At 59.0% G+C, this 20,630-nt stretch carries 25 protein-coding genes and 1 pseudogene; 12 read left to right on the top strand and 14 right to left on the bottom strand.

Annotated elements, in window-relative coordinates; all coding sequences use genetic code 11:
• Window positions 1–582 carry an alpha/beta hydrolase gene (locus GHO32_RS18175; protein WP_048372593.1) on the bottom strand — a complete coding sequence of 194 codons (582 nt, stop codon included), beginning with the start codon at window positions 580–582 and terminating at the stop codon, window positions 1–3.
• Between the two features lie 165 nt (window positions 583–747).
• Between GHO32_RS18175 and GHO32_RS18170 the strand changes: the two genes are divergently transcribed.
• Complete coding sequence (locus GHO32_RS18170; protein ID WP_153335028.1) at window positions 748–1,227, top strand: DUF962 domain-containing protein; 480 nt, start codon at window positions 748–750, stop codon at window positions 1,225–1,227.
• A 65-nt stretch (window positions 1,228–1,292) separates the two neighbouring features.
• On the opposite strand, the gene GHO32_RS18165 is transcribed toward GHO32_RS18170, so the two are convergent.
• Both GHO32_RS18165 and GHO32_RS18160 read right to left on the bottom strand, forming a co-directional pair.
• Window positions 1,293–1,937 (bottom strand): HAD family hydrolase, encoded by a 645-nt coding sequence (locus tag GHO32_RS18165; protein WP_153335027.1) that lies wholly within the window; start codon window positions 1,935–1,937, stop codon window positions 1,293–1,295.
• Between the two features lie 22 nt (window positions 1,938–1,959).
• The gene (locus tag GHO32_RS18160; protein WP_048372587.1) at window positions 1,960–2,508 is read right to left on the bottom strand and encodes a gamma carbonic anhydrase family protein; all 549 of its coding nucleotides are present in this window, start codon (window positions 2,506–2,508) and stop codon (window positions 1,960–1,962) included.
• Window positions 2,509–2,679: 171 nt separating this feature from the next.
• Between GHO32_RS18160 and prlC the strand changes: the two genes are divergently transcribed.
• Window positions 2,680–4,731, top strand: a complete 2,052-nt coding sequence (gene prlC, locus GHO32_RS18155) for an oligopeptidase A (RefSeq protein WP_368668317.1) — start codon at window positions 2,680–2,682, stop codon at window positions 4,729–4,731.
• Window positions 4,728–5,006, top strand: a complete 279-nt coding sequence (locus GHO32_RS18150; RefSeq protein WP_048372583.1) for a YheV family putative zinc ribbon protein — start codon at window positions 4,728–4,730, stop codon at window positions 5,004–5,006. The genes prlC and GHO32_RS18150 overlap by 4 nt, the downstream gene beginning before the upstream one ends.
• A gap of 107 nt (window positions 5,007–5,113) precedes the next feature.
• On the opposite strand, the gene GHO32_RS18145 is transcribed toward GHO32_RS18150, so the two are convergent.
• The 5 genes from GHO32_RS18145 to oscA all read right to left on the bottom strand — a co-directional run bounded on the left by GHO32_RS18145 (window position 5,114) and on the right by oscA (window position 9,151).
• Window positions 5,114–6,094: a sulfate/molybdate ABC transporter ATP-binding protein gene (locus tag GHO32_RS18145; protein WP_048387196.1), complete on the bottom strand. Its 981-nt coding sequence runs from the start codon at window positions 6,092–6,094 to the stop codon at window positions 5,114–5,116.
• 3 nt (window positions 6,095–6,097) lie between these two features.
• Complete coding sequence (cysW, locus tag GHO32_RS18140) at window positions 6,098–6,970, bottom strand: sulfate ABC transporter permease subunit CysW (protein ID WP_123750649.1); 873 nt, start codon at window positions 6,968–6,970, stop codon at window positions 6,098–6,100.
• Between the two features lie 13 nt (window positions 6,971–6,983).
• Window positions 6,984–7,805: a sulfate ABC transporter permease subunit CysT gene (cysT, locus tag GHO32_RS18135; RefSeq protein WP_048372576.1), complete on the bottom strand. Its 822-nt coding sequence runs from the start codon at window positions 7,803–7,805 to the stop codon at window positions 6,984–6,986.
• A 90-nt stretch (window positions 7,806–7,895) separates the two neighbouring features.
• On the bottom strand, window positions 7,896–8,909 hold the full coding sequence (locus tag GHO32_RS18130; RefSeq protein WP_048387195.1) for a sulfate ABC transporter substrate-binding protein: 1,014 nt from the start codon (window positions 8,907–8,909) through the stop codon (window positions 7,896–7,898).
• A 59-nt stretch (window positions 8,910–8,968) separates the two neighbouring features.
• Entirely contained in the window at window positions 8,969–9,151 is a 183-nt protein-coding gene (gene oscA, locus GHO32_RS18125; protein WP_048372573.1) for a sulfur starvation response protein OscA, read from the bottom strand.
• A 309-nt stretch (window positions 9,152–9,460) separates the two neighbouring features.
• Between oscA and GHO32_RS18120 the strand changes: the two genes are divergently transcribed.
• Entirely contained in the window at window positions 9,461–9,730 is a 270-nt protein-coding gene (locus GHO32_RS18120) for a TIGR02647 family protein (protein ID WP_153335026.1), read from the top strand.
• 188 nt (window positions 9,731–9,918) lie between these two features.
• A pseudogene (locus GHO32_RS18115) lies at window positions 9,919–11,193 on the top strand (class I adenylate cyclase); the annotation flags it as partial.
• 77 nt (window positions 11,194–11,270) lie between these two features.
• Here the strand turns inward: GHO32_RS18115 and rnk are convergent.
• From rnk to cyaY, 3 genes are all read right to left on the bottom strand, one after another.
• Complete coding sequence (gene rnk / locus GHO32_RS18110; RefSeq protein ID WP_153335024.1) at window positions 11,271–11,684, bottom strand: nucleoside diphosphate kinase regulator; 414 nt, start codon at window positions 11,682–11,684, stop codon at window positions 11,271–11,273.
• Window positions 11,685–11,899: 215 nt separating this feature from the next.
• Entirely contained in the window at window positions 11,900–12,106 is a 207-nt protein-coding gene (locus tag GHO32_RS18105) for a DUF1289 domain-containing protein (protein ID WP_123750651.1), read from the bottom strand.
• Window positions 12,107–12,108: 2 nt separating this feature from the next.
• Entirely contained in the window at window positions 12,109–12,441 is a 333-nt protein-coding gene (gene cyaY, locus GHO32_RS18100; protein WP_123750652.1) for an iron donor protein CyaY, read from the bottom strand.
• Between the two features lie 205 nt (window positions 12,442–12,646).
• Between cyaY and GHO32_RS18095 the strand changes: the two genes are divergently transcribed.
• The 6 genes from GHO32_RS18095 to GHO32_RS18070 are packed head-to-tail and all read left to right on the top strand — an operon-like array spanning window position 12,647 to window position 17,212.
• The gene (locus tag GHO32_RS18095) at window positions 12,647–12,802 is read left to right on the top strand and encodes a lipoprotein (RefSeq protein ID WP_048372563.1); all 156 of its coding nucleotides are present in this window, start codon (window positions 12,647–12,649) and stop codon (window positions 12,800–12,802) included.
• A 9-nt stretch (window positions 12,803–12,811) separates the two neighbouring features.
• Complete coding sequence (gene lysA, locus GHO32_RS18090) at window positions 12,812–14,059, top strand: diaminopimelate decarboxylase (RefSeq protein WP_153335022.1); 1,248 nt, start codon at window positions 12,812–12,814, stop codon at window positions 14,057–14,059.
• 4 nt (window positions 14,060–14,063) lie between these two features.
• Window positions 14,064–14,894: a diaminopimelate epimerase gene (gene dapF, locus GHO32_RS18085; protein WP_048372559.1), complete on the top strand. Its 831-nt coding sequence runs from the start codon at window positions 14,064–14,066 to the stop codon at window positions 14,892–14,894.
• A gap of 13 nt (window positions 14,895–14,907) precedes the next feature.
• Window positions 14,908–15,624: a DUF484 family protein gene (locus GHO32_RS18080; RefSeq protein WP_153333503.1), complete on the top strand. Its 717-nt coding sequence runs from the start codon at window positions 14,908–14,910 to the stop codon at window positions 15,622–15,624.
• 2 nt (window positions 15,625–15,626) lie between these two features.
• Window positions 15,627–16,523: a tyrosine recombinase XerC gene (gene xerC / locus GHO32_RS18075; protein WP_368668318.1), complete on the top strand. Its 897-nt coding sequence runs from the start codon at window positions 15,627–15,629 to the stop codon at window positions 16,521–16,523.
• Window positions 16,520–17,212, top strand: a complete 693-nt coding sequence (locus GHO32_RS18070) for an HAD family hydrolase (RefSeq protein WP_153335021.1) — start codon at window positions 16,520–16,522, stop codon at window positions 17,210–17,212. Before xerC ends, GHO32_RS18070 begins: the two co-directional genes overlap by 4 nt.
• 186 nt (window positions 17,213–17,398) lie before the next feature.
• On the opposite strand, the gene sutA is transcribed toward GHO32_RS18070, so the two are convergent.
• The 3 genes from sutA to glnK all read right to left on the bottom strand — a co-directional run bounded on the left by sutA (window position 17,399) and on the right by glnK (window position 19,893).
• Entirely contained in the window at window positions 17,399–17,725 is a 327-nt protein-coding gene (sutA, locus tag GHO32_RS18065) for a transcriptional regulator SutA (RefSeq protein WP_048387180.1), read from the bottom strand.
• A gap of 457 nt (window positions 17,726–18,182) precedes the next feature.
• Window positions 18,183–19,520 (bottom strand): ammonium transporter, encoded by a 1,338-nt coding sequence (locus GHO32_RS18060; protein WP_153335020.1) that lies wholly within the window; start codon window positions 19,518–19,520, stop codon window positions 18,183–18,185.
• A 34-nt stretch (window positions 19,521–19,554) separates the two neighbouring features.
• Window positions 19,555–19,893 (bottom strand): P-II family nitrogen regulator, encoded by a 339-nt coding sequence (gene glnK, locus GHO32_RS18055; protein ID WP_002555808.1) that lies wholly within the window; start codon window positions 19,891–19,893, stop codon window positions 19,555–19,557.
• A 417-nt stretch (window positions 19,894–20,310) separates the two neighbouring features.
• Between glnK and GHO32_RS18050 the strand changes: the two genes are divergently transcribed.
• Window positions 20,311–20,571: an accessory factor UbiK family protein gene (locus GHO32_RS18050; protein ID WP_153327895.1), complete on the top strand. Its 261-nt coding sequence runs from the start codon at window positions 20,311–20,313 to the stop codon at window positions 20,569–20,571.
• The last annotated feature ends 59 nt before the right edge of the window (window positions 20,572–20,630 follow it).

The raw sequence follows: 20,630 nt of genomic DNA, 5'->3' as shown, positions 1-20,630 counted from the left end.
TCAGGCGCGGCGCAGGGCACCGTGCTCAATACGGGTTTGCAGGCGATACAAAAAGGCGAAGCCTTGCTCCCAGCGTTGGTGGCCAGACTTGACGTTGATATGTCCGGCGCCGCTGAGAATGCCGACCTCGGCGCCCCAATGGCGGGCAAACTCCATGGCGCGAGGCGCGCTGGCCGCGGCATCGTTGTCAGAGCCGACGACTTGGCTCGGGAACGGCAGGGTTTGCGTCGGGATCGGGGCAAAGTTACGCAACGCAGGGGCGCAGGTGGGGCGTTCGACATCTGCCGGGGCGACCAGCAAGGCACCGCGCACCTGGCTCAGCAAGCTGGCGGGGGCACGTTCGGCCCAATGCGCAACGGTGATGCAACCCAGGCTGTGGGCAATCAGAATGACCGGTGTGCTGTCGGCGGCAATCGCCTCGGCCAGCGCGGCAATCCAGTCTTCGCGGCGTGGCGTCAACCAGTCGGCCTGTTCCACCCGGGCACTGTTCGGCAAGCTGTTTTGCCAGTGGGTTTGCCAATGATCGTCAGACGAACCTTGCCAACCCGGCACTATCAAATAGCGAATCGATTCATTGCCCATGGCTGTGCGCCTCCAGCGGTATGTGTGTTACCGAGTCAGTATAGGGACGGTTTTTAGATTCGCTAAGGAATAAGAAGCTATTTGTTAATAACCAAAAAACCATCGCCGTCCAGAACGCGCAGGCGTATTACACTCAATGCGTTGCCCACCCTGCGAGCTAACGCCATGAAAAGCCTGGTTGATCATCTGAGCCAATACGCCGCGTATCACCGAGACAAACGCAATATCGTCACCCACTTTGTGGGCATCCCGTTGATTGTGATTGCCGTGGCGGTGCTGTTGTCGCGACCGCAATGGGCGGGTATTTCACCTGCGGTGTTAGTGCTGATCGCCAGTGCGGTGTTTTACCTGCGCCTTGAACTGCGCCTGGGGTTGTTGATGACCGTGTTGCTGGGGCTGGCGGTCTGGCTCGGGTACACCTTGGCGGCGCTGAGCACGGGCGCATGGCTGGGCTGGGGGGTTGGGCTGTTTGTGGTCGGCTGGGTGATCCAGTTCGTGGGGCATTACTACGAAGGGCGCAAACCTGCGTTTATCGACGACGTGACCGGGCTGATAGTCGGGCCGTTGTTTGTGGTGGTGGAGTTAGGGTTCCTGTTGGGTTGGCGCCAGGATTTGCAGCGCGAAATCGACGCGAGATTCGCGTAGGAGCGAGCTTGCCTCGCGATCTTTTGATCGTTTAAAAGATCGCGATCAAGCCCGCTTCGATGGGCTTATCTAAACGCCTGGTGCAGCTGTGCCAGCGTCTCAAAGTGGTACGTGGGCGCGTGCGCGTTCAGCTCTTCGAAGCTGCCAAAGCCGTAGCCCACGGCCGCCGCGTCCAGGCCGTTGTGGCTGGCGCCGATGAGGTCGTGCTTGCGGTCACCGATCATCAGGGTCTGCGCCGGGTCCAGCCCTTCTTCGGCCATTAGGTGAGCAATTAGCTCGACCTTGTTGGTGCGCGTGCCGTCCAGTTCGCTGCCGTAAATCACTTTAAAGTGCTTGGCAAAGTCAAAGTGCCGGGCGATTTCGCGGGCGTAAATCTGCGGCTTCGAGGTGGCGATGAACAGCTGGCGACCTTGGCCCACCAGTTCTTCCAGCAGCGGCGTAATGCCCTCAAATACCTGGTTTTCGTACAAGCCTTTGACCGAGAAACGCTCACGGTAAAAGCCCACGGCTTCCCATGCCTGGGCTTCGCTGAAGCCGTAAAACTCGATAAAGGCTTGCAGCAGCGGCGGGCCGATAAAGTGTTCGAGTTTGCGCAGGTCTGGCTCATCAATGCCCATTTTGCTCAATCCATACTGGATCGAGCGGGTGATGCCTTCGCGTGGGTCGGTCAGGGTGCCGTCGAGGTCGAACAATACGTTTTGATACTGCATGCAGGGCTCCAAAATAGGCGGCTTAAACGGGCTGGTCGTAGCCTTCGGCCAAGTGCTGGTCTTTGAGTTTTACGTAGTTGCCAGCGCTGTAGGTAAAAAAGGCTTTCTCTTTTTCAGTCAGTTCACGCACTTGCTTGACCGGGCTGCCGACATACAAAAAGCCGCTTTGCAGGCGTTTGCCCGGAGGCACCAGGCTGCCCGCGCCCACGATCACGTCGTCTTCAATCACCGCCCCGTCCATCACGATGCTGCTCATGCCGATCAAAATACGGCTGCCCACGGTGCAGCCATGCAGCATGACCTTATGCGCGATGGTCACGTCATCGCCGATCAGCAGCGGGAAACCTTCAGGGTTGAACGGCCCGGCGTGGGTGATGTGCAGCACGCAGCCGTCTTGCACGCTGGTGCGCGCACCGATGCGGATACGGTGCATGTCGCCGCGAATCACGGTCAATGGCCAGATCGAACTGTCGGCGCCGATCTCGACGTCGCCAATCACCACGGCCGAACGGTCGACAAAGGCGCGCTCGCCCACGGTAGGTGTGTGCTGCTGGAACGGACGGATGGACACAAATAGCTTCCTTCTTTAGCAGTAATAGGGCGTTACAGGGCTGCGGTAACGGTCGATTGTAATTAAGATGGCCCAAGGTCTGCTGACGTTTCATTACAACGAGGTGAGTGGTTCAGTTTTTGCAATGAAACCTCAACAGATCTTCAATTTCTTCTAGCCAAGGTGCCAAACGTGAGCGAGAAAAACCCTCTATTGCAGCCCTACGACCTGCCGCCGTTTTCGGCGATCCGTCCTGAGCACGTCCAGCCGGCCATCGAGCAGATCCTCGCGGACAACCGTGCTGGCATTCAAAAGATCCTCGCCGATCAGGGCAAGAACCCGACGTGGGCCGGTCTGGTGCTGGCGATGGATGAGTTGAACGACCGTCTGGGCGCCGCCTGGAGCCCGGTCAGCCACTTGAACGCGGTGTGCAACAGCACTGAGCTGCGTGAAGCTTACGAGGCGTGCTTGCCTGCATTGAGCGCCTACTCCACCGAGATGGGCCAGAACCGTGAGCTGTTCCAGGCCTTCGAAGCCTTGGCCCACAGCCCGCAAGTGGCTGACTTTGATCAGGCACAAAAGACCATTCTTGAACACTCGCTACGCGATTTCCGCTTGTCGGGTATTGATCTGCCAGAAGCCGAGCAGAAGCGCTACGCCGAAGTGCAGAGCAAGCTGTCTGAGCTGGGCAGCAAGTTCTCCAACCAGCTGCTGGACGCGACCCAGGCCTGGACCAAGCACATCACTGACGAAGCTGCGCTGGCAGGCCTGACCGAATCGGCCAAGGCGCAAATGGCCGCGGCTGCACAGGCTAAAGGTCTGGATGGCTGGTTGATTTCGCTCGAATTCCCAAGCTACTACCCGGTCATGACCTACGCCGAAGACCGTGCCCTGCGCGAAGAAGTTTACGCCGCGTACTGCACCCGTGCGTCGGACCAAGGCCCGAATGCCGGTCAGTTTGATAACGGCCCGGTGATGGAGCAGATCCTCGACCTGCGTCAGGAACTGGCCAAGTTGCTGGGTTTTGGCAGCTTTGCCGAGCTGAGCCTGGCCACTAAAATGGCTGAAACGCCGGATCAGGTGCTGACCTTCCTGCGTGACCTGGCCAAGCGCACCAAGCCGTTTGCGGCGCGTGACCTTGAGCAACTGCAAGCCTATGCCAGCGAGCAAGGCTGCACCGAGCTGAAAAGCTGGGACACCGGTTTCTTCGGCGAAAAACTGCGCGAGCAGCGTTACAGCGTGTCGCAAGAAGCCCTGCGCGCCTACTTCCCGATCGACAAAGTGCTGGATGGCTTGTTCGCCATCGTGCATCGCCTGTACGGCATCGACATTGCTGAAATCAAAGGTTTCGATACCTGGCATCCTGATGTCCGCCTGTTCGAAATCAAAGAAAACGGCCAGCACATCGGGCGTTTCTTCTTTGACCTCTACGCCCGCGCCAACAAGCGCGGTGGTGCCTGGATGGACGGCGCCCGTGACCGTCGCCGCACCGCAGCCGGCGAGCTGCAAAGCCCGGTGGCTAACCTGGTGTGCAACTTCACCCCGGCCGTTGCGGGCAAGCCTGCACTGCTGACCCACGACGAAGTGACTACTCTGTTTCACGAATTCGGTCATGGCCTGCACCACATGCTGACCGAGATCGAACACGCAGGCGTGTCCGGCATCAACGGCGTGGCGTGGGATGCAGTCGAGTTGCCAAGCCAGTTCATGGAAAACTGGTGCTGGGAGCCGGAAGGCCTGGCGCTGATCTCCGGCCACTATGAAACCGGCGAAGCGCTGCCAAAAGATCTGCTGGATAAAATGCTCGCGGCCAAGAACTTCCAGTCCGGGCTGATGATGGTGCGTCAGTTGGAGTTCTCGCTGTTTGACTTCGAACTGCACGCCACCCACGGCGATGGCCGCAGCGTTGCCCAAGTGCTGGACGGCATCCGTGATGAGGTCTCGGTCATGCGCCCGCCGGCGTACAACCGCTTCCCGAACAGCTTCGCACACATCTTTGCAGGCGGTTACGCAGCCGGTTACTACAGCTACAAATGGGCTGAAGTGCTGTCGGCAGACGCGTTCTCGCGCTTTGAAGAGGAAGGCGTGTTCAACCCGCAAACCGGCAAGGCATTCCGCCAGGCCATTCTGGCGCGCGGTGGCTCGCTGGCCCCAATGGAACTGTTCAAGGACTTCCGTGGCCGTGAGCCGTCGATTGACGCCTTGTTGCGCCACAGCGGCCTGACCGAGGACGCGGCAGCATGAGTGATGCACCGGTTAACGTGACAAAAAAACGCTTTATCGCCGGGGCTGTCTGCCCGGCGTGCAGCGAGCCTGACAAGCTGATGATGTGGAACGAAAACGACGTGCCGCACCGCGAATGCGTGGCCTGCGGCTACTCCGACACGCTGAATGAACAAGGTCTGTCGGTGCCCAAGGAATTGGGCACGCGGGTCAACACCTCGGCACTGAAAAAACCACCGACCCCGAACGTTCAGGCGGTGCAGTTCTTTCCGAATCCGAAGCTGAAAAAGCCCTAAAGCCTTACGATAACCCTGTAGTCGCTGACGAAGCATGAGGCTGCGATGCAAACCACATTGCAGCTTCGTACCTCATCAGCGACTACAACCCTCTGGTGAGGGTGTTTTTAGGCCTTCTGCCACACCTTCGGCTTAAAGAACAACGTCTCGCCGCGGGCCAGTTCGGTCAGGCTGTCATGGTCTTTGACCACTTCTACTTCGATCAGCTCGCTTTGACCCTCAACCTTCAACGTCACCCGGGTGGTCGCACCCAGCGGGCGGATGTCGCGTACCTGGGCGGCGTGGTGGTCTTCGAGTTCGTGACGCGACAACGACACTTCGTGCGGACGGAACAGGACGTGGTTGTCCTCGCCCAAATGCAGGCGGTTGGAATCGCCCAGGAAGTGATAAACAAAGTCGCTGGCCGGGTTTTCGTAGACGTCACCCGGTGAGCCGATTTGCTCGATCACGCCTTTGTTCATGACCACGATGCGGTCTGCGACTTCCATCGCTTCTTCCTGGTCGTGGGTCACGAACACCGAGGTCAGGTTGATATCTTCGTGCAGGCGCGCAAGCCAGCGGCGCAGTTCTTTACGGACCTTGGCGTCGAGGGCGCCGAACGGTTCGTCGAGCAGCAGCACTTTAGGCTCTACCGCCAGGGCGCGGGCCAGGGCGATACGCTGGCGCTGACCACCCGACAGTTGCTCCGGGTAGCGGTCAGAGAGCCAGTCCAGCTGCACCATGTTCAGCAGCTCGTGGACTTTTTCAGCGATGCGGGTTTCGTTCGGACGCTCGCTCTTGGGCTTCATGCGCAGGCCGAAGGCCACGTTGTCGAATACCGTCATGTGGCGGAACAGCGCGTAATGCTGGAACACGAAACCGACGTTGCGATCACGCACGTCATGGCCCGAGACGTCTTCGCCGTGGAAGACGATGCTGCCCTGGTCCGGGGTTTCAAGCCCCGCGATGATGCGCAACAGGGTGGTTTTGCCGCAGCCCGACGGGCCCAGCAATGCCACCAGCTCGCCGCTATGGATGTCCAGATTGATGCTGTCCAGCGCTTTGAAGGCGTTGAAGTTCTTGCTGACGTTACGGACTTCGATCGACATGGTTTATTCCTCCGCGGCGCTGGCGCGCAGGCGGTTAATACGGGATTCGCTCCACTGCTTGAGCAGCAGGATGAAGAGCGCCAGGATCAGCAACAGGGTGGCCACAGCGAAGGCGGCGACGTGGTTGTATTCGTTGTAGAGGATCTCGACGTGCAGCGGCAGGGTGTTGGTCACCCCGCGAATGTGCCCGGAAACCACCGACACCGCGCCAAATTCGCCCATCGCCCGCGCCGTACACAGTACAACGCCGTAGATCAGGCCCCATTTGATGTTGGGCACAGTGACGTGCCAGAACATCTGCCAGCCATTGGCGCCCAGCAAGCGTGCGGCTTCTTCTTCCTGAGTGCCCTGCTCTTGCATCAGCGGGATCAGCTCACGGGCCACGAAGGGCACCGTCACAAAGATGGTTGCCAGCACGATGCCCGGTAACGCAAAGATGATCTGAATGTCGTGGTCTTGCAGCCACTCGCCGAAGAAACCCTGTGCGCCGAACATCAACACGTAGACCAGACCGGCGATCACCGGTGATACCGAAAACGGCAGGTCGATCAGGGTGACCAGGATACTTTTGCCGCGAAAGCTGTATTTGCTCACGCACCAGGCCGCACTCACGCCAAACACCACGTTGAGCGGTACCGAAATGACGACGGCGATGATGGTCAGCTTGAGGGCTGACAAGGCGTCAGGCTCAAGGATCGCATCGAAGAACGCACCGAAGCCCAGCTTCAGGCCCTGAGACACCACGATCAGCAGTGGCAACAGCAAGAAGCCGATAAAGAACAACCAGCCAAGTGCGATCAGCAGCCGGCGTGAAAGCGGGCTGCCACGGCGTGCAGCGTTGGCGGCGGAAGCCGCGTTTATGGACGAACTGGACATACGCTGGCCTCCTTCAGGATGGGGTTTCGATGCGGCGCTGGATCAAGTTGATCAGCAGCAGCAACACGAAGGAAACCACCAGCATCATCACGCCGATGGCGGTGGCGCCGGTGTAGTCGTACTGGTCGAGCTTGACCATGATCAGCAGCGGCAGGATCTCGGTTTTCATCGGCATGTTACCGGCGATGAAAATGACCGAGCCGTATTCACCGATGCCACGGGCAAAGGCCAGCGCAAAACCGGTCAACCAGGCGGGCAACAGGGCCGGCATGAGGATGTAGCGGAACACTTGCAGGGGCTTGGCGCCCAGGCAGGCGGCGGCTTCTTCGATTTCACGCGGGATGTCTGCCAGCACCGGCTGCACGGTGCGCACCACAAACGGCAGGGTCACAAAGGTCAGGGCCAGGGTAATGCCCAGCGGGGTGTAGGCGATTTTAAAGCCCAGGTCCGAGGCGAACTGGCCAATCCAGCCATGGGGCGCGTACAACGTGGTCAGTGCAATACCGGCCACCGCCGTTGGCAGGGCAAAGGGCAGGTCGATCATGGCATCGATGATCTTGCGCCCGGGGAAGGTGTAACGCACCAGCACCCAGGCCAGAACGGTGCCGATTACGCCGTTGATCAAGGCAGCAAAAAAGGCGGTGCCAAAACTGAGCTTGAGCGCTGCCAACACCCGCGGTGCGGTGATGATGGCCCAAAACTGCTCCCAGGTGAGTTGCGCGGCATGCACAAACATGGCAGCCAACGGTATAAGCACGATGAGGCTGAGGTACACCAAGGTGTAGCCCAGCGTCAGCCCGAAGCCGGGTATGACGGGGGAAATACGACGAGACATAAGAGTCCTTGGTTAACGCACGAAGCCCGCAACGGGGTCGCGGGCTCTATGTTCTAGCTTTCAGCGTGGCTTAATGCCCCGCCCCACAGGTTATTGCGCCTGGTAGATCTGGTCGAACACGCCACCGTCATTAAAAAATTTCGGCTGCGCAGTTTTCCAGCCGCCGAAGTCTTTGTCGATAGTGACAAGCTCCAGTTTCGGAAATTGCTCGGCGTATTTGGCCGCTACTTTTTCATCACGCGGACGGTAGAAGTTCTTGGCTGCGATCTCTTGGCCAGCCGGGCTGTACAGGTGTTTGAGGTACGCGTTGGCGATCTCCAGGTTGCCTTTTTTCTCGGCGTTTTTGTCGACCACGGCCACCGGAGGCTCGGCCAGAATCGACAGCGAAGGTACGACGATGTCGAACTTGTCTGTACCGCCGTCTTCTTTCAGCGCCAGGAACGCTTCGTTTTCCCACGCCAGCAACACGTCACCCTGACCGTTGTTGACGAAGGTAATGGTCGAGCCGCGTGCGCCGGTGTCCAGTACCGGTACGTGCTTGAACAACTCTTGCACGTAGGCTTTGGCTTTGGCTTCGTCGCCGCCGTTGGCTTTCAGGCCGTAGGCGTAGGCCGCGAGGAAGTTCCAGCGTGCGCCGCCGCTGGTTTTAGGGTTCGGGGTAATCACCGAGACGTCTTTCTTGACCAGGTCGCCCCAGTCTTTGATGCCTTTAGGGTTGCCCTTGCGCACCAGGAACACGATGGTCGAAGTGTACGGGGTGCTGGCGTCCGGCAGGCGGGTTTGCCAGTCGGCTGGCAGCGAGCCTTTGTTGAGTTTGGAGATTTCATCGATGTCACCGGCCAATGCCAGGGTCACGACGTCGGCGCGCAAGCCATCAACCACGGCACGGCCCTGTTTGCCCGAACCACCGTGAGACTGCTGGATTTTGACGTTGTCGCCCGGGTGGCTGGCTTTCCAGAAATTAACAAACTCAGCGTTGTAATCCTGGTACAGCTCACGGGTTGGATCGTAAGAAACGTTGAGCAATTCGTAGTCTTTGGCTACAGCGGAGCCAGCAAAAATGGCACTGGCCAGCGCGGCCAGAGCGTAACGGCGTAGGGACATAGGTGAGGCTCCAAAGCGTTTCTAGTTGTTATGAACGCACTCCAATGAGTGCGTTTGGCTCAATTACTTTTCTGGCTCGGGTTCTGTAACCGGAATTTTTCTTTGCGTTCGATCTGAACCACTTGTGCGTTGTGCACGGTGATTTCGACGGCACCAAAGCGCAGGTCCCGTAGCGCGCTCTGGATTTCCCGCAGAATGGTGGCTTCGTCCTGACCGTCAACGCTACGCAGAGATGCGCTCATGGTGTGCTCCTGGAAATATGGGTTGCCGACTGAGGTGCTGGCGTGGATGTCATAGTAGTGAGGCGCGATTATTCTTAAAAATACTATTTAAGAATGTTTATATAACTGAAAGCGTGGTAGCCGAAGGGAGGCTTTATTCGCGCGCGTAATCGAGGGCAGGGTCTACACTCCAATTGCCTCGTAAGCGCATCAATGCGGGGCCGGCACGACACGCTGCTTATATAAGGTAGGAACTGTCACTGGACAGTTGGTGATAGTGGGATCACCTTAGAGCAGTTGTCGCCTTTTCCTGCATAGTCTGGAGTTTTTATGTCGTTTACCCCTGAGTTGGTTGCCGAACTGGAAGTCCTTGCACTGTTTGACCTGGAAAGTACGCTTGAGGGCCTGAAGATCCATCAGACCGCCAATCCACAACGGATCGCGGCAGCACAACGTTTGTATGACAAAGACCTGATCAATCAACCCGATGGTGGTTACCTGACCAGCCTGGGCCGTGATGCTGCCGAGCATGTCCAAGGGCTGCTGCTGATCCTTACCTCAGAGTCGAAGCTGGGCGAAAAACTGGCAGAAATTGCCTGACATCCCGCATTGCCCACGGAATCTCCCCCTTTGTTGATTCCGCGGGCGCATTCCCTGTTTCCCGTCTAATGTTCAGATATGTAAAAAATCTGACGTCAAAAACACAATCGTCCTAAGTCTTTTGTGCTGCTGGCTGTAAACTCACCTCCCCTCCTCTTTCTCGTTTGGCGAGCCGGTCTGAGTGTGCAATGACGCGCCCCCTGGAAGTAAGACCCGCTCTGAGTGAGGGAATCGATCGACAGGTTCTCCATCAGGTGCGTGAGCGGTTTCTGGCGGTCAACAAAGGACGTCTGCAGCGCGCAATGGAAGGCCTGTTGCCCGCTCAGCAAACGATCCTGAAGCTGTTGGCCCTGTTGTTTCATGTGAACGACCCGCTGCTGCCCGGCTATGTCTCGGACTGCACGCCGGCCGGTGTCTCGGGTTATGCCCCGGATGCGCCAACCCTGACGGCGGCGCAGGCGTTAGCCGCTGACTTTATCTATCGCCCGCAGCCCGGCCAGCCCCAGGCCATTCACGGCCTGTACTTAATGGGCAGCCTGGGCACGTTGGCGCAGACCGACCAGAGCGATATGGACGTGTGGCTCTGCCATGCGCCGGGCTTGGACGACCAGGCGTTGGCCAACTTGCGCAAAAAATGCCGCCGCCTGGAAACATGGGCCGCGGGCCAGGGCAGTGAGGCGCACTTTTTTCTGATCGATGCCCAGCGTTTCGCCCAAGGCGAACGTGCTCTGCAGTGCGACGTGGATGACTTTGTGAACGCGCAACATTCGTTGTTGCTCGACGAGTTTTATCGCACGGCGATCTGGCTCGGCGGGCGCACACCGTTGTGGTGGTGGGTGCCCGCATATGAAGAAGCCCGCTATGGCGAATTCATTCAGACGCTTGAGGCCCAGCGCCTGATCCCGGTGGATGAGGTGATCGACCTCGGGCATTTGGCGCACATCCCGGCGGCCGAGTTTTTAGGGGCCGGGTTGAAGCAGTTGTTCAAGGGCATCGAGTCGCCCTACAAGTCGGTGCTCAAACTGCTGTTGATTGAGGTGTATGCCAGCGAGCACCCTCGGGTGAGTTGCCTGAGCCTGGGCTATAAGCGCGCCGTGTACGCCCATCAATTGGACCTCGATGAGCTGGATCCGTACGTGATGGTGTACCGGCGCATTGAGGGCTACTTGCAGGCCCGTGGCGATGTTCAGCGCCTGGAGCTGGTGCGCCGCAGCCTGTACCTCAAGGTCAATCACAAGCTCTCAGGCCATGCCCCGGCGCAGGGTGCCCCTTGGCAGCGCGCCCTGCTGGAGCGCCTGACCCACGAATGGGGCTGGGATGAGCAGCAGTTGGCGCAGCTGGACAACCGTTCGAAATGGAAGACCGGGCCGGACAGCCGTGAGCGCCTGGCGCTGTCGCGTGAGTTTAATGACAGCTACCGTTTTTTGAGCCAGCTGGCTCGGCATGAATACCCGATCAGGTTGCCCGTTATAACGGTCTAGGGCGTTTGGGCAGCGCTGCAACACCGAGCGCTACCACGGATCTGGTGTATCGGGGCAGTTTAAAGCTCGAAATCGCCTGCGGCTTCTGGCTGATATTTAACTTCAAGCAATTCAAGTTTGAGGGTCTTGCCGCCGGGTGCCGGCCAGTTGATGTGCTGACCCGTTTGCAAGCCCAGCAACGCGCTGCCGACCGGTGCCAAAATCGAAATTTTACCTTCGTCTGCGTTGGCATCTTTTGGGTAGACCAGCGTCAGGTCATAATCTTTGCCGCTGCTTTCTTCACGGCAATGCACGCGCGAATTCATGGTCACGACGTTGGCCGGCACTTCTTCGTGGCCGACGACGTTTTCGGCACGATCCAGCTCGGCCTGCAGCGCAACAACACCGGGTAACGTGTCATCCAGACTGTCGATCAGCTTCTCCAGACGTTGTACGTCCAGGCGTGTGAGGGTGATGGCGGGTGAAGTACTCATGACCTGGCAGACTCCTTTTTTCTGCACGGAAAAGCAAAACCCCGCCAGGACATGGCGGGGTTTTGACCAGCCTCGTGTCGACGAGGCGAACTTGGACACTACCACAGCAAAATAAATACACAAGGTTGCCTGTAGGAGCGAGCTTGCCTCGCGATCTTTTGATCTTTTGAAAGATCGCGAGGCAATCGAGCGTCGACCGGCTGCTCCTACAACGGTCAGCCTCTGCGCTCGCGGGCCTGCTCGCAAATGACCCGGCGGCGTGCATCATCTGCCGAGCGCCATTCGCGAATGTCTTCGACGTGGCGAAAACAGCCCAGGCAGACCTTGTGTTCATCCAGCCGGCACGTGCTGATACAAGGGGACGGCACGGCCGGGCTGACGTTGCTGTAGAGCGGTTTTGCGGGTTTAGCAGGCGCAGTCACAATCAGATCTCTTCAAATTCCAGCTCGGCGCCCGCTTGTTCCAGTGTCAGGCGAGCCACCATTTCACTCAGTAGCTCATCGGTACTGTCGTGTACCCAGCGCGAGTTATCTTCGTCGTATTCGAAATGGAAACCACCGCTGCGTGCGGCGAGCCAGAGCTGGCGAAGCGGCTCCTGTCGGCTGAAAATCAATTGGGTGCCATTTTCAAACTTGACCGTTAAAACGCCGGCCGAGTTCTCAATATCAACATCCAGATCACTGTCGTCGAAAACGTCTTCCAGGTTTTCCTGGGTTGCATCGACCAGATCGTGAAAACGGGCTTCAGTCAAACTCATGGTGGAACCTCGTAGTGTCTAGTCATGCTCGGAGCTCGCAAGATACGGGCGCTCCAGACCGATTGCAAACCCTAAGACAACCCGCCGCAATAGCACACCTGATTATCCGGACAGGTGCCCCCCGCGCGAGCCGTCTGCTGCATAGGCAAGCTGGTGGGTGGTCGGTATACTCGGTCGCAATTAATGCTTTTCAAAGGATTTCGCCATGAAGCGCCTGATCTCTTCGTTTGCTGCGCTTGTCGCGGTTGCTTGCCTTGTTTCTGCCTGTGGTCAAAAAGGACCGCTGTATCTGCCCGATGACAGCAAAAACCCGGATGACCAAGCCAAATCGTCGCAATCTCAAGCGCACAAGCATCAATAAGGGAACACCATGGACGCTTTTAATTACCGGGACGGCGAGCTGTTCGCCGAAGGTGTTGCGCTGACGGCTATCGCCGAACGCTTCGGCACCCCGACCTACGTCTATTCCCGGGCGCACATCGAGGCGCAATACAACGCGTATGCCCATGCCCTGGAAGGCATGCCGCATTTGGTGTGCTTTGCAGTCAAGGCCAACTCCAACCTGGGTGTGCTCAATGTTCTGGCGCGTTTGGGCGCTGGTTTTGACATTGTGTCGCGCGGTGAACTGGAGCGTGTGTTGGCCGCTGGCGGCTCGGCAGACAAAATCGTGTTTTCGGGCGTCGGCAAGACCCGCGACGACATGCGTCGTGCGCTGGAAGTTGGCGTGCACTGCTTTAACGTCGAGTCCACTGACGAGCTGGAGCGCCTGCAAGTGGTGGCCGCCGAGTTGGGCGTTCGTGCGCCGATCTCGCTGCGGGTCAACCCGGACGTAGACGCGGGCACCCACCCGTACATCTCCACCGGCCTTAAAGAAAACAAGTTCGGCATCGCCATCGCCGACGCCGAAGACGTGTACATCCGCGCCGCGCAACTGCCTAACCTCGAAGTGGTGGGCGTCGATTGCCATATCGGCTCACAACTGACCACCCTCGAACCGTTTATCGATGCGCTTGATCGCCTGCTGGGGCTGATCGATCGCCTGAGCGATTGCGGCATTTACCTGCGCCACATCGACCTCGGTGGCGGCTTGGGCGTGCGTTATCGCGATGAAGAGCCGCCCTTGGCTGCTGACTACATCAAAGCCGTGCGTTCGCGCATTGAAGGCCGTGATCTGGCACTGGTGTTCGAGCCGGGCCGTTTCATTGTGGCCAATGCGGGCGTGTTGCTGACCCAGGTCGAGTACCTCAAGCACACCGAGCACAAAGACTTCGCCATTGTCGACGCGGCCATGAACGACCTGATTCGTCCGGCGTTGTACCAGGCCTGGATGGACGTGACCGCGGTACGCCCGCGTGACACCGAAGCCCGCCCTTACGACATCGTCGGCCCGATCTGCGAAACCGGTGACTTCCTGGCCAAAGACCGCCAGTTGGCGCTGGCCGAAGGTGATTTGCTGGCCGTGCATTCGGCAGGTGCCTACGGGTTTGTCATGAGCTCGAACTACAACACCCGTGGCCGCGCCGCCGAAATTCTGGTGGATGGCGACCAAGCGTTTGAAGTGCGCCGTCGCGAGACCGTTGCTGAGCTGTATGCCGGCGAAAGCCTTCTGCCGGAGTGAGCCCATGTTGCTGCGTTTTACCAAAATGCACGGCCTGGGCAATGACTTCATGGTCCTTGACCTGGTCAGCCAGCACGCGCACATTTTGCCCAAGCACGCCAAACAATGGGGTGATCGGCACACGGGTGTCGGCTTTGATCAATTATTGATCGTTGAGGCACCGAGCAACCCGGAGGTGGATTTCCGTTACCGGATCTTCAACTCCGACGGTTCTGAAGTTGAACAGTGCGGCAACGGTGCCCGTTGTTTCGCCCGGTTTGTGCTCGACAAGCGGTTGACCACCAAGCGTCAGATCAAGGTCGAAACCAAAAGCGGCATCATCGAACTGAACGTGCGCAGCGATGGGCAGATCAGCGTCGATATGGGCCCGCCGCGCCTGGTTCCGCACGAGATCCCGTTTGTGGCCGATGCCCAGGCGTTGAGCTATGAGGTGGATGTCGACGGGCAGCCGGTGCAGTTGGCTGCCGTGTCGATGGGCAACCCCCATGCGGTGTTGCGCGTTGACGACATCAACGCCGCGCCGGTGCATGAGCTGGGGCCAAAAATTGAACACCATCCGCGCTTTCCGGCGCGGGTTAACGTGGGCTTTTTGCACGTGATTGATCGTCAGCGCGGGCAACTGCGGGTGTGGGAGCGTGGTGCCGGGGAAACCCAGGCCTGCGGTACCGGCGCCTGTGCGGCTGCAGTGGCGGCAATCAGCCAGGGCTGGATGGACTCACCGGTGACCCTCGATTTGCCCGGAGGTCGCTTGTCCATTGAATGGGGTGGCCCAGGCCAGTCCGTGATCATGACCGGCCCGGCGATGCGTGTGTACGAAGGACAAGTCCGTTTATGAGCGAGCGCATCTGATGACCGACCAGCCACAGCCTTCCGACCTTGAACTGCCTGCTGACGCTCTGGAGGCTGCGACGGTTGCGGCCTATCTGGAGGCTCATCCGGACTTCTTCAATCAGCGCGACGAGTTGCTGCTGGCATTGCGGATCCCGCACCAGCGTGGCGACACCATTTCGCTGGTTGAGCGCCAGTTGGAACTGTTGCGCGGTCGCAACATCGAGATGCGCCATCGTTTATCGCAACTGATGGACGTGGCCCGCGACAACGATCGTTTGTTCGAAAAAACCCGTCGCCTCAACCTCGCCCTGATGGACGCCACCAGCCTTGAAGAACTGGTGATGGCCGTCGAAGACAGCTTGCGCCAGGATTTCCAGGTGCCGTTTGTCAGCCTGGTGCTGTTCGGCGACAACCCGATGCCGGTCGGGCGCTGGGTCAACAGCGCCGATGCACAACGGGCCCTGGGCGGTTTGCTGGCCGAGGGTAAAGCGGTCAGCGGTAGCCTGCGTGAGCATGAGCTGGACTTTTTGTTCGGCGAAGAACAGCGCAAGCAAATCGGTTCGACGGCGGTGGTTGCGCTCAATCATCTGGGCTTGCATGGCGTATTGGCCGTGGGCAGCCGCGACCCGCAGCACTATAAAAGCTCGGTGGGCATGCTGTTTCTGGGGCATATCGCCGAAGTGCTGGGTCGGGTTTTGCCGCGCTTCACCAGCGCCCTGCGCTCGGTCCGCTAGCGGTGGAACGGCAACTGGACGCTTACTGCACGCACCTGCGCAGTGAGCGCCAAGTGTCTCCCCACACGCTGGAAGCCTATCGCCGCGACCTGAACAAGGTGCTGGCCTTTTGCGTTAAAGAATCCATCCCCGATTGGCCTGCCCTGGATATCCAGCGCTTGCGCCAACTGGTGGCGCGCCTGCATCAGCAAGGCCAGTCTTCGCGCAGTATCTCGCGGCTGCTGTCGGCGGTGCGCGGGCTGTATCACTACCTCAACCGCGAAGGGCTGTGTGATCACGACCCGGCGAACGGCCTGTCGCCGCCCAAGGGCGAGCGCCGCCTGCCGAAAACCCTCGACACTGACCGGGCCCTGCAACTGCTCGAAGGCGCTGTCGAGGACGACTTTTTGGCGTTGCGTGACCAAGCCATTCTTGAGCTGTTCTACTCGTCCGGGCTGCGCTTGTCGGAGCTGACCGGGCTTAACCTGGACCAGCTCGACCTGGCAGACGGCCTGGTAGAAGTGCTCGGTAAAGGCAGCAAGACACGCGTGCTGCCGGTCGGCAAAAAGGCCCGGGAAGCGCTGCTGGCGTGGCTGCCTTTGCGCAGCCTGGCCAACCCGCAAGACGACGCGGTGTTCGTCAGCCAGCGCGGCACCCGGCTTGGCCCGCGGGCCATCCAGTTGCGGGTTAAAGCCGCAGGCGAGCGCGAGCTGGGGCAGAACCTGCACCCGCACATGCTGCGTCATTCATTTGCCAGCCATTTGCTGGAATCGTCTCAGGATTTACGTGCGGTGCAGGAACTGCTCGGGCATGCGGACATTAAAACCACGCAGATCTATACCCATCTGGATTTCCAGCACTTGGCATCGGTTTACGACAGCGCCCACCCACGGGCCAAACGCAGTAAGGGCAGTGAATGACCATTGAGCTGATTACCTTCGACCTCGACGACACCCTGTGGGACACCGCGCCGGTGATTGCCAGTGCCGAAACCGTGCTGCAGACCTGGCTGGCCACTAACGCACCAAAATTGGGCGCGCTGGATGTTGCGGGTTATCAGGCGTTGCGCCAGCGAGTTCTGGTCGACGAGCCGCAGCTCAAGCATCGCATCAGCGCGTTGCGGCGGCGGGTGTTGTTCCACGCCTTGCAGGGTGCGGGTTATGCGGATGCTGCGGCGATGGCAGAGCAAGCGTTTGAGGTGTTCATTGAGGCGCGCCATGCGCTAGAAGTGTTTCCTCAAGCTGAGCCTACGCTGATAGCGCTGGCCTCTGACTACGCCTTGGGCGTCGTGACCAATGGCAATGCCGACGTGCGCCGCATTGGCCTGGGGCATCACTTCAAGTTTGTGTTGTGCGCCGAAGACATTGGCATTGCCAAGCCGGATGCGCGGTTGTTTCACGAGGCGCTGCGTCGCGGCGGGGATATTTCGCCTGCGGCGACCGTGCACGTGGGCGATCACCCCGGTGATGACATTGCCGGTGCCCAGCAGGCGGGCTTGCGCGCCATCTGGTTCAACCCTGGCGGCAAACACTGGGAAGGCGACAAAGCCCCGGATGCCGAAGTGGGCTGCTTGAGCGAACTGCCAGCGGTGCTTAAGCACCTGCGCTAAACGCTTTGCGAAAAGATCGCGAGACAAGCTCGCTCCTACACACCCCCCCCTCTCGTAGCAGTTGACGAGCCTTGCGAGGCTACGTCCGGCTGCGCAGCGGCCGCCTATGGGGCTCGGCGCTCAGCCGTCACCCACAAAAAAACCCGCAGCGACGGCGGGTTTTTTCTTCAAGCAATGGAGCTGCCCTTAGATAGGGCGGCTGCCGTACTTGTTGTCAGGCTTTTTGGGTGGGTCTGCCACCACGTTCGCCTCGACTTCCTGCACTTTGCCACCACGGGAGAGGAACTCTTCCATGGCGCGAGCCAGAGCATCACGCTCTTTGTTTTTGGCTTCAATGCTGGGCAGGTCGTCAACCGACACCGCAGCCTTGGATTTGCCTTTGGCCGCAGGGGCCGGCGCATCATCGCCACCGTCGTCGTCTGCAACGTCTTCGGCTGCCGCTTCCAGACCGTCTTCGGCCTCGTCATCGTCACCTACTTCGAGGTCATCATTTTCCAGATCATCGTCGCTCATGTTCTACCCCATGACTTGCGTAAAGCAGATTAGTTATAGACCAGCTGCACCCAGTGTCGACTGCCGCTGGTGAAAAAGTAGCCTTGGGCAAACCGAGGCTCAAGCCTCTTCATCCGTAAAGGTGACGAGAACTTATCGAGTTTCGCGATCTCGCGCTGCTCGTTCAGGTAAACACGTTGCCCGTAGCCCAAGCTGCGGGCCTTGAAAGCGTCGGGTGCTTATCCTCGCCTTCGTCCTGCCAGGGGCTGTTTTTCGCCCCTTGGCGCGCATTCTAGCGTGCTGAATAAAAAAGCAAAGCGGCTAATAGTCGAGTTGTCACGTAAGCCTTCTTCCTACAAACAAGCGTAGAACTGATCTGAGCCTAAAGTGATCAGAAAAATCATTTCATCGCAGCGAATAGCGCCAGATTTCAGGTAAAAAAATACCCGGCAAGCCGGGTATTTTTTTAAAGGGCGGATTACAGGTTGTAACCACGCTCGTTGTGCTGTGCCAGGTCGAGGCCAACAGCCTCTTCTTCTTCGTTAACCCGCAGGCCCATCACGGCATCCAGCACTTTGAGGATGACGTACGTCACCACCGCGGTGTAGATCACAGTGAAGGCAACACCTTTGAACTGGATCCACACTTGTGTGCCGATGTCCGTCACGGTGCCGAAGCCGCCCAGTGCTGGCGCTGCAAACACGCCGGTGAGGATGGCGCCGACGATACCGCCGATACCGTGTACGCCGAATGCGTCCAGCGAGTCGTCATAGCCCAGCTTGCGCTTGAGGCTGGTGGCGCAGAAGAAGCAGATCACGCCTGCCGCCAGACCGATCACGATCGAGCCCATTGGGCCGACGGTGCCTGCAGCCGGGGTGATTGCAACCAGACCGGCCACCACGCCCGAGGCGATGCCCAGTGCGCTTGGCTTGCCGTGGGTAATCCACTCGGCGAACATCCAGCCCAGTGCGGCGGTGGCGGTGGCGATTTGCGTTACCAGCATCGCCATACCGGCGGTGCCGTTGGCGGCAGCTGCCGAGCCTGCGTTGAAGCCGAACCAGCCGATCCACAGCATGGCTGCGCCGACCAGGGTGTAACCCAGGTTATGCGGTGCCATTGGCGTGGTTGGGTAGCCTTTACGCTTGCCCAGCACGATGCACGCGACCAGGCCTGCAATACCGGCGTTGATGTGCACCACGGTGCCGCCCGCGAAGTCCAGCACGCCCCAGTCACCCAGCAAGCTGCCCGGGCCGCCCCAGACCATGTGGGCGATTGGCGCATACACCAGGGTGAACCACACGCCCATGAAAATCAGCATGGCCGAGAACTTCATGCGCTCTGCGAACGCACCGACGATCAGGGCCGGGGTGATGATGGCAAAGGTCATCTGGAAGGTGACGAACACCGCTTCCGGGAACAACGCCGCAGGACCTGTGATGCTCTCGGGGGTGATGCCCGCGAGGAACACCTTGCCGAAGCCGCCGATAAACGAGTTGAAGTTAGTGACGCCTGCTTCCATGCCCGTAGCGTCGAACGCGATGCTGTAGCCATAAATGACCCACAGGATGCTGATAAGACCGGTAATGGCGAAGCACTGCATCATCACAGAAAGAAGGTTTTTGGAGCGCACCATGCCGCCGTAAAACAGCGCCAGGCCGGGAATGGTCATAAACAGCACCAAAGCCGTTGCAGTCAGCATCCAGGCGGTATCGCCGGAGTTGAGGACTGGAGCAGCCACTTCATCCGCCGCCATGGCCAGGCCAGGCAATACAGCGGACAACAGGGCTCCCAGCCCTGCGATTTTACGCAGAGTCATAGTGTTTTCTCCTGGGGCGTTGGGGTTTGGCGGCTTAGATTGCGTCGGTATCGGTTTCGCCGGTACGGATGCGAATAGCCTGTTCCAGATTGACTACAAAAATCTTGCCATCACCAATCTTGCCGGTGTTGGCAGCCTTGGTTATCGCCTCGATAACCCGGTCAAGATCTTTGTCGTCGATAGCGACATCAATCTTCACCTTTGGCAGAAAGTCGACCACGTACTCCGCACCGCGATACAGCTCGGTGTGGCCTTTCTGCCGGCCGAAGCCTTTGACCTCAGTAACGGTAATGCCCTGCACGCCGATTTCAGACAGCGACTCGCGTACGTCGTCTAATTTGAACGGCTTGATAATGGCGGTGACTAGCTTCATGAAACTTCTCCCGAATTGGTGGACTTGCCCCAGGAAAACAAACCCGGCTCAAGTCTATGCGCAGTGTCTGGCTTTGTAACGCTTCGTTGACCTTCTTCAGGCCGCGCAACGTGCATCAGTCGCTGGTGACGCAAGCACTCCCTGAACCACCTGCCGCACTGCCATCGTCATAGCAACTGCATCAGTACATGAGTCATGAGCAACTAAGCAGAAACCTTGCCATGTCTGGAAAAGCCAATAATTTCAGGTGCTTATTGACAGTTGGTGGCGTTGTGCCTGATTTCGCAGAGGTTTTGCGCACGCAAACGGTGCGTAGGTGGGCGGGGGGATGCCCAATAAATGTGCGAGGCCGGGCAGGCAATGCCCTTCTGATACTGCGTGATACACTCACCGCCATCTGTTTTAAGGACCTACCCCATGCTCGCGCCCAAAGATTTTCTCGACGCCCTGAGTGGCCAAGCCTCGCGTCTGTTCAGTGGCGACACCGCGCTGCCGCGCAACGAAATCGAAAGCCAGTTCAAAGCCTTGCTGCAAAGTGGCTTTAGCAAACTGGACCTGGTCAGCCGCGAAGAATTCGACAGCCAGATGGTCGTCCTCGCCCGCACTCGCGCGCGCCTTGAGAGCCTTGAGGCCAAAGTGGCCGAGCTGGAAGCCAGGTTGCTGCCGCCGACCGAGTAATGCCCGCATGCGGTGCAACCGTAGGAGCGAGCTTGCCTCGCGATCTTTTGACGGTTTAA

This window comes from Pseudomonas sp. FSL R10-2189 (assembly GCF_009600325.1).
GTDB lineage: Bacteria > Pseudomonadota > Gammaproteobacteria > Pseudomonadales > Pseudomonadaceae > Aquipseudomonas > Aquipseudomonas helleri.
The sequence above is the reverse complement of the archived record's forward strand: the minus strand, read 5'-3'. Positions and strand labels throughout refer to the sequence as shown.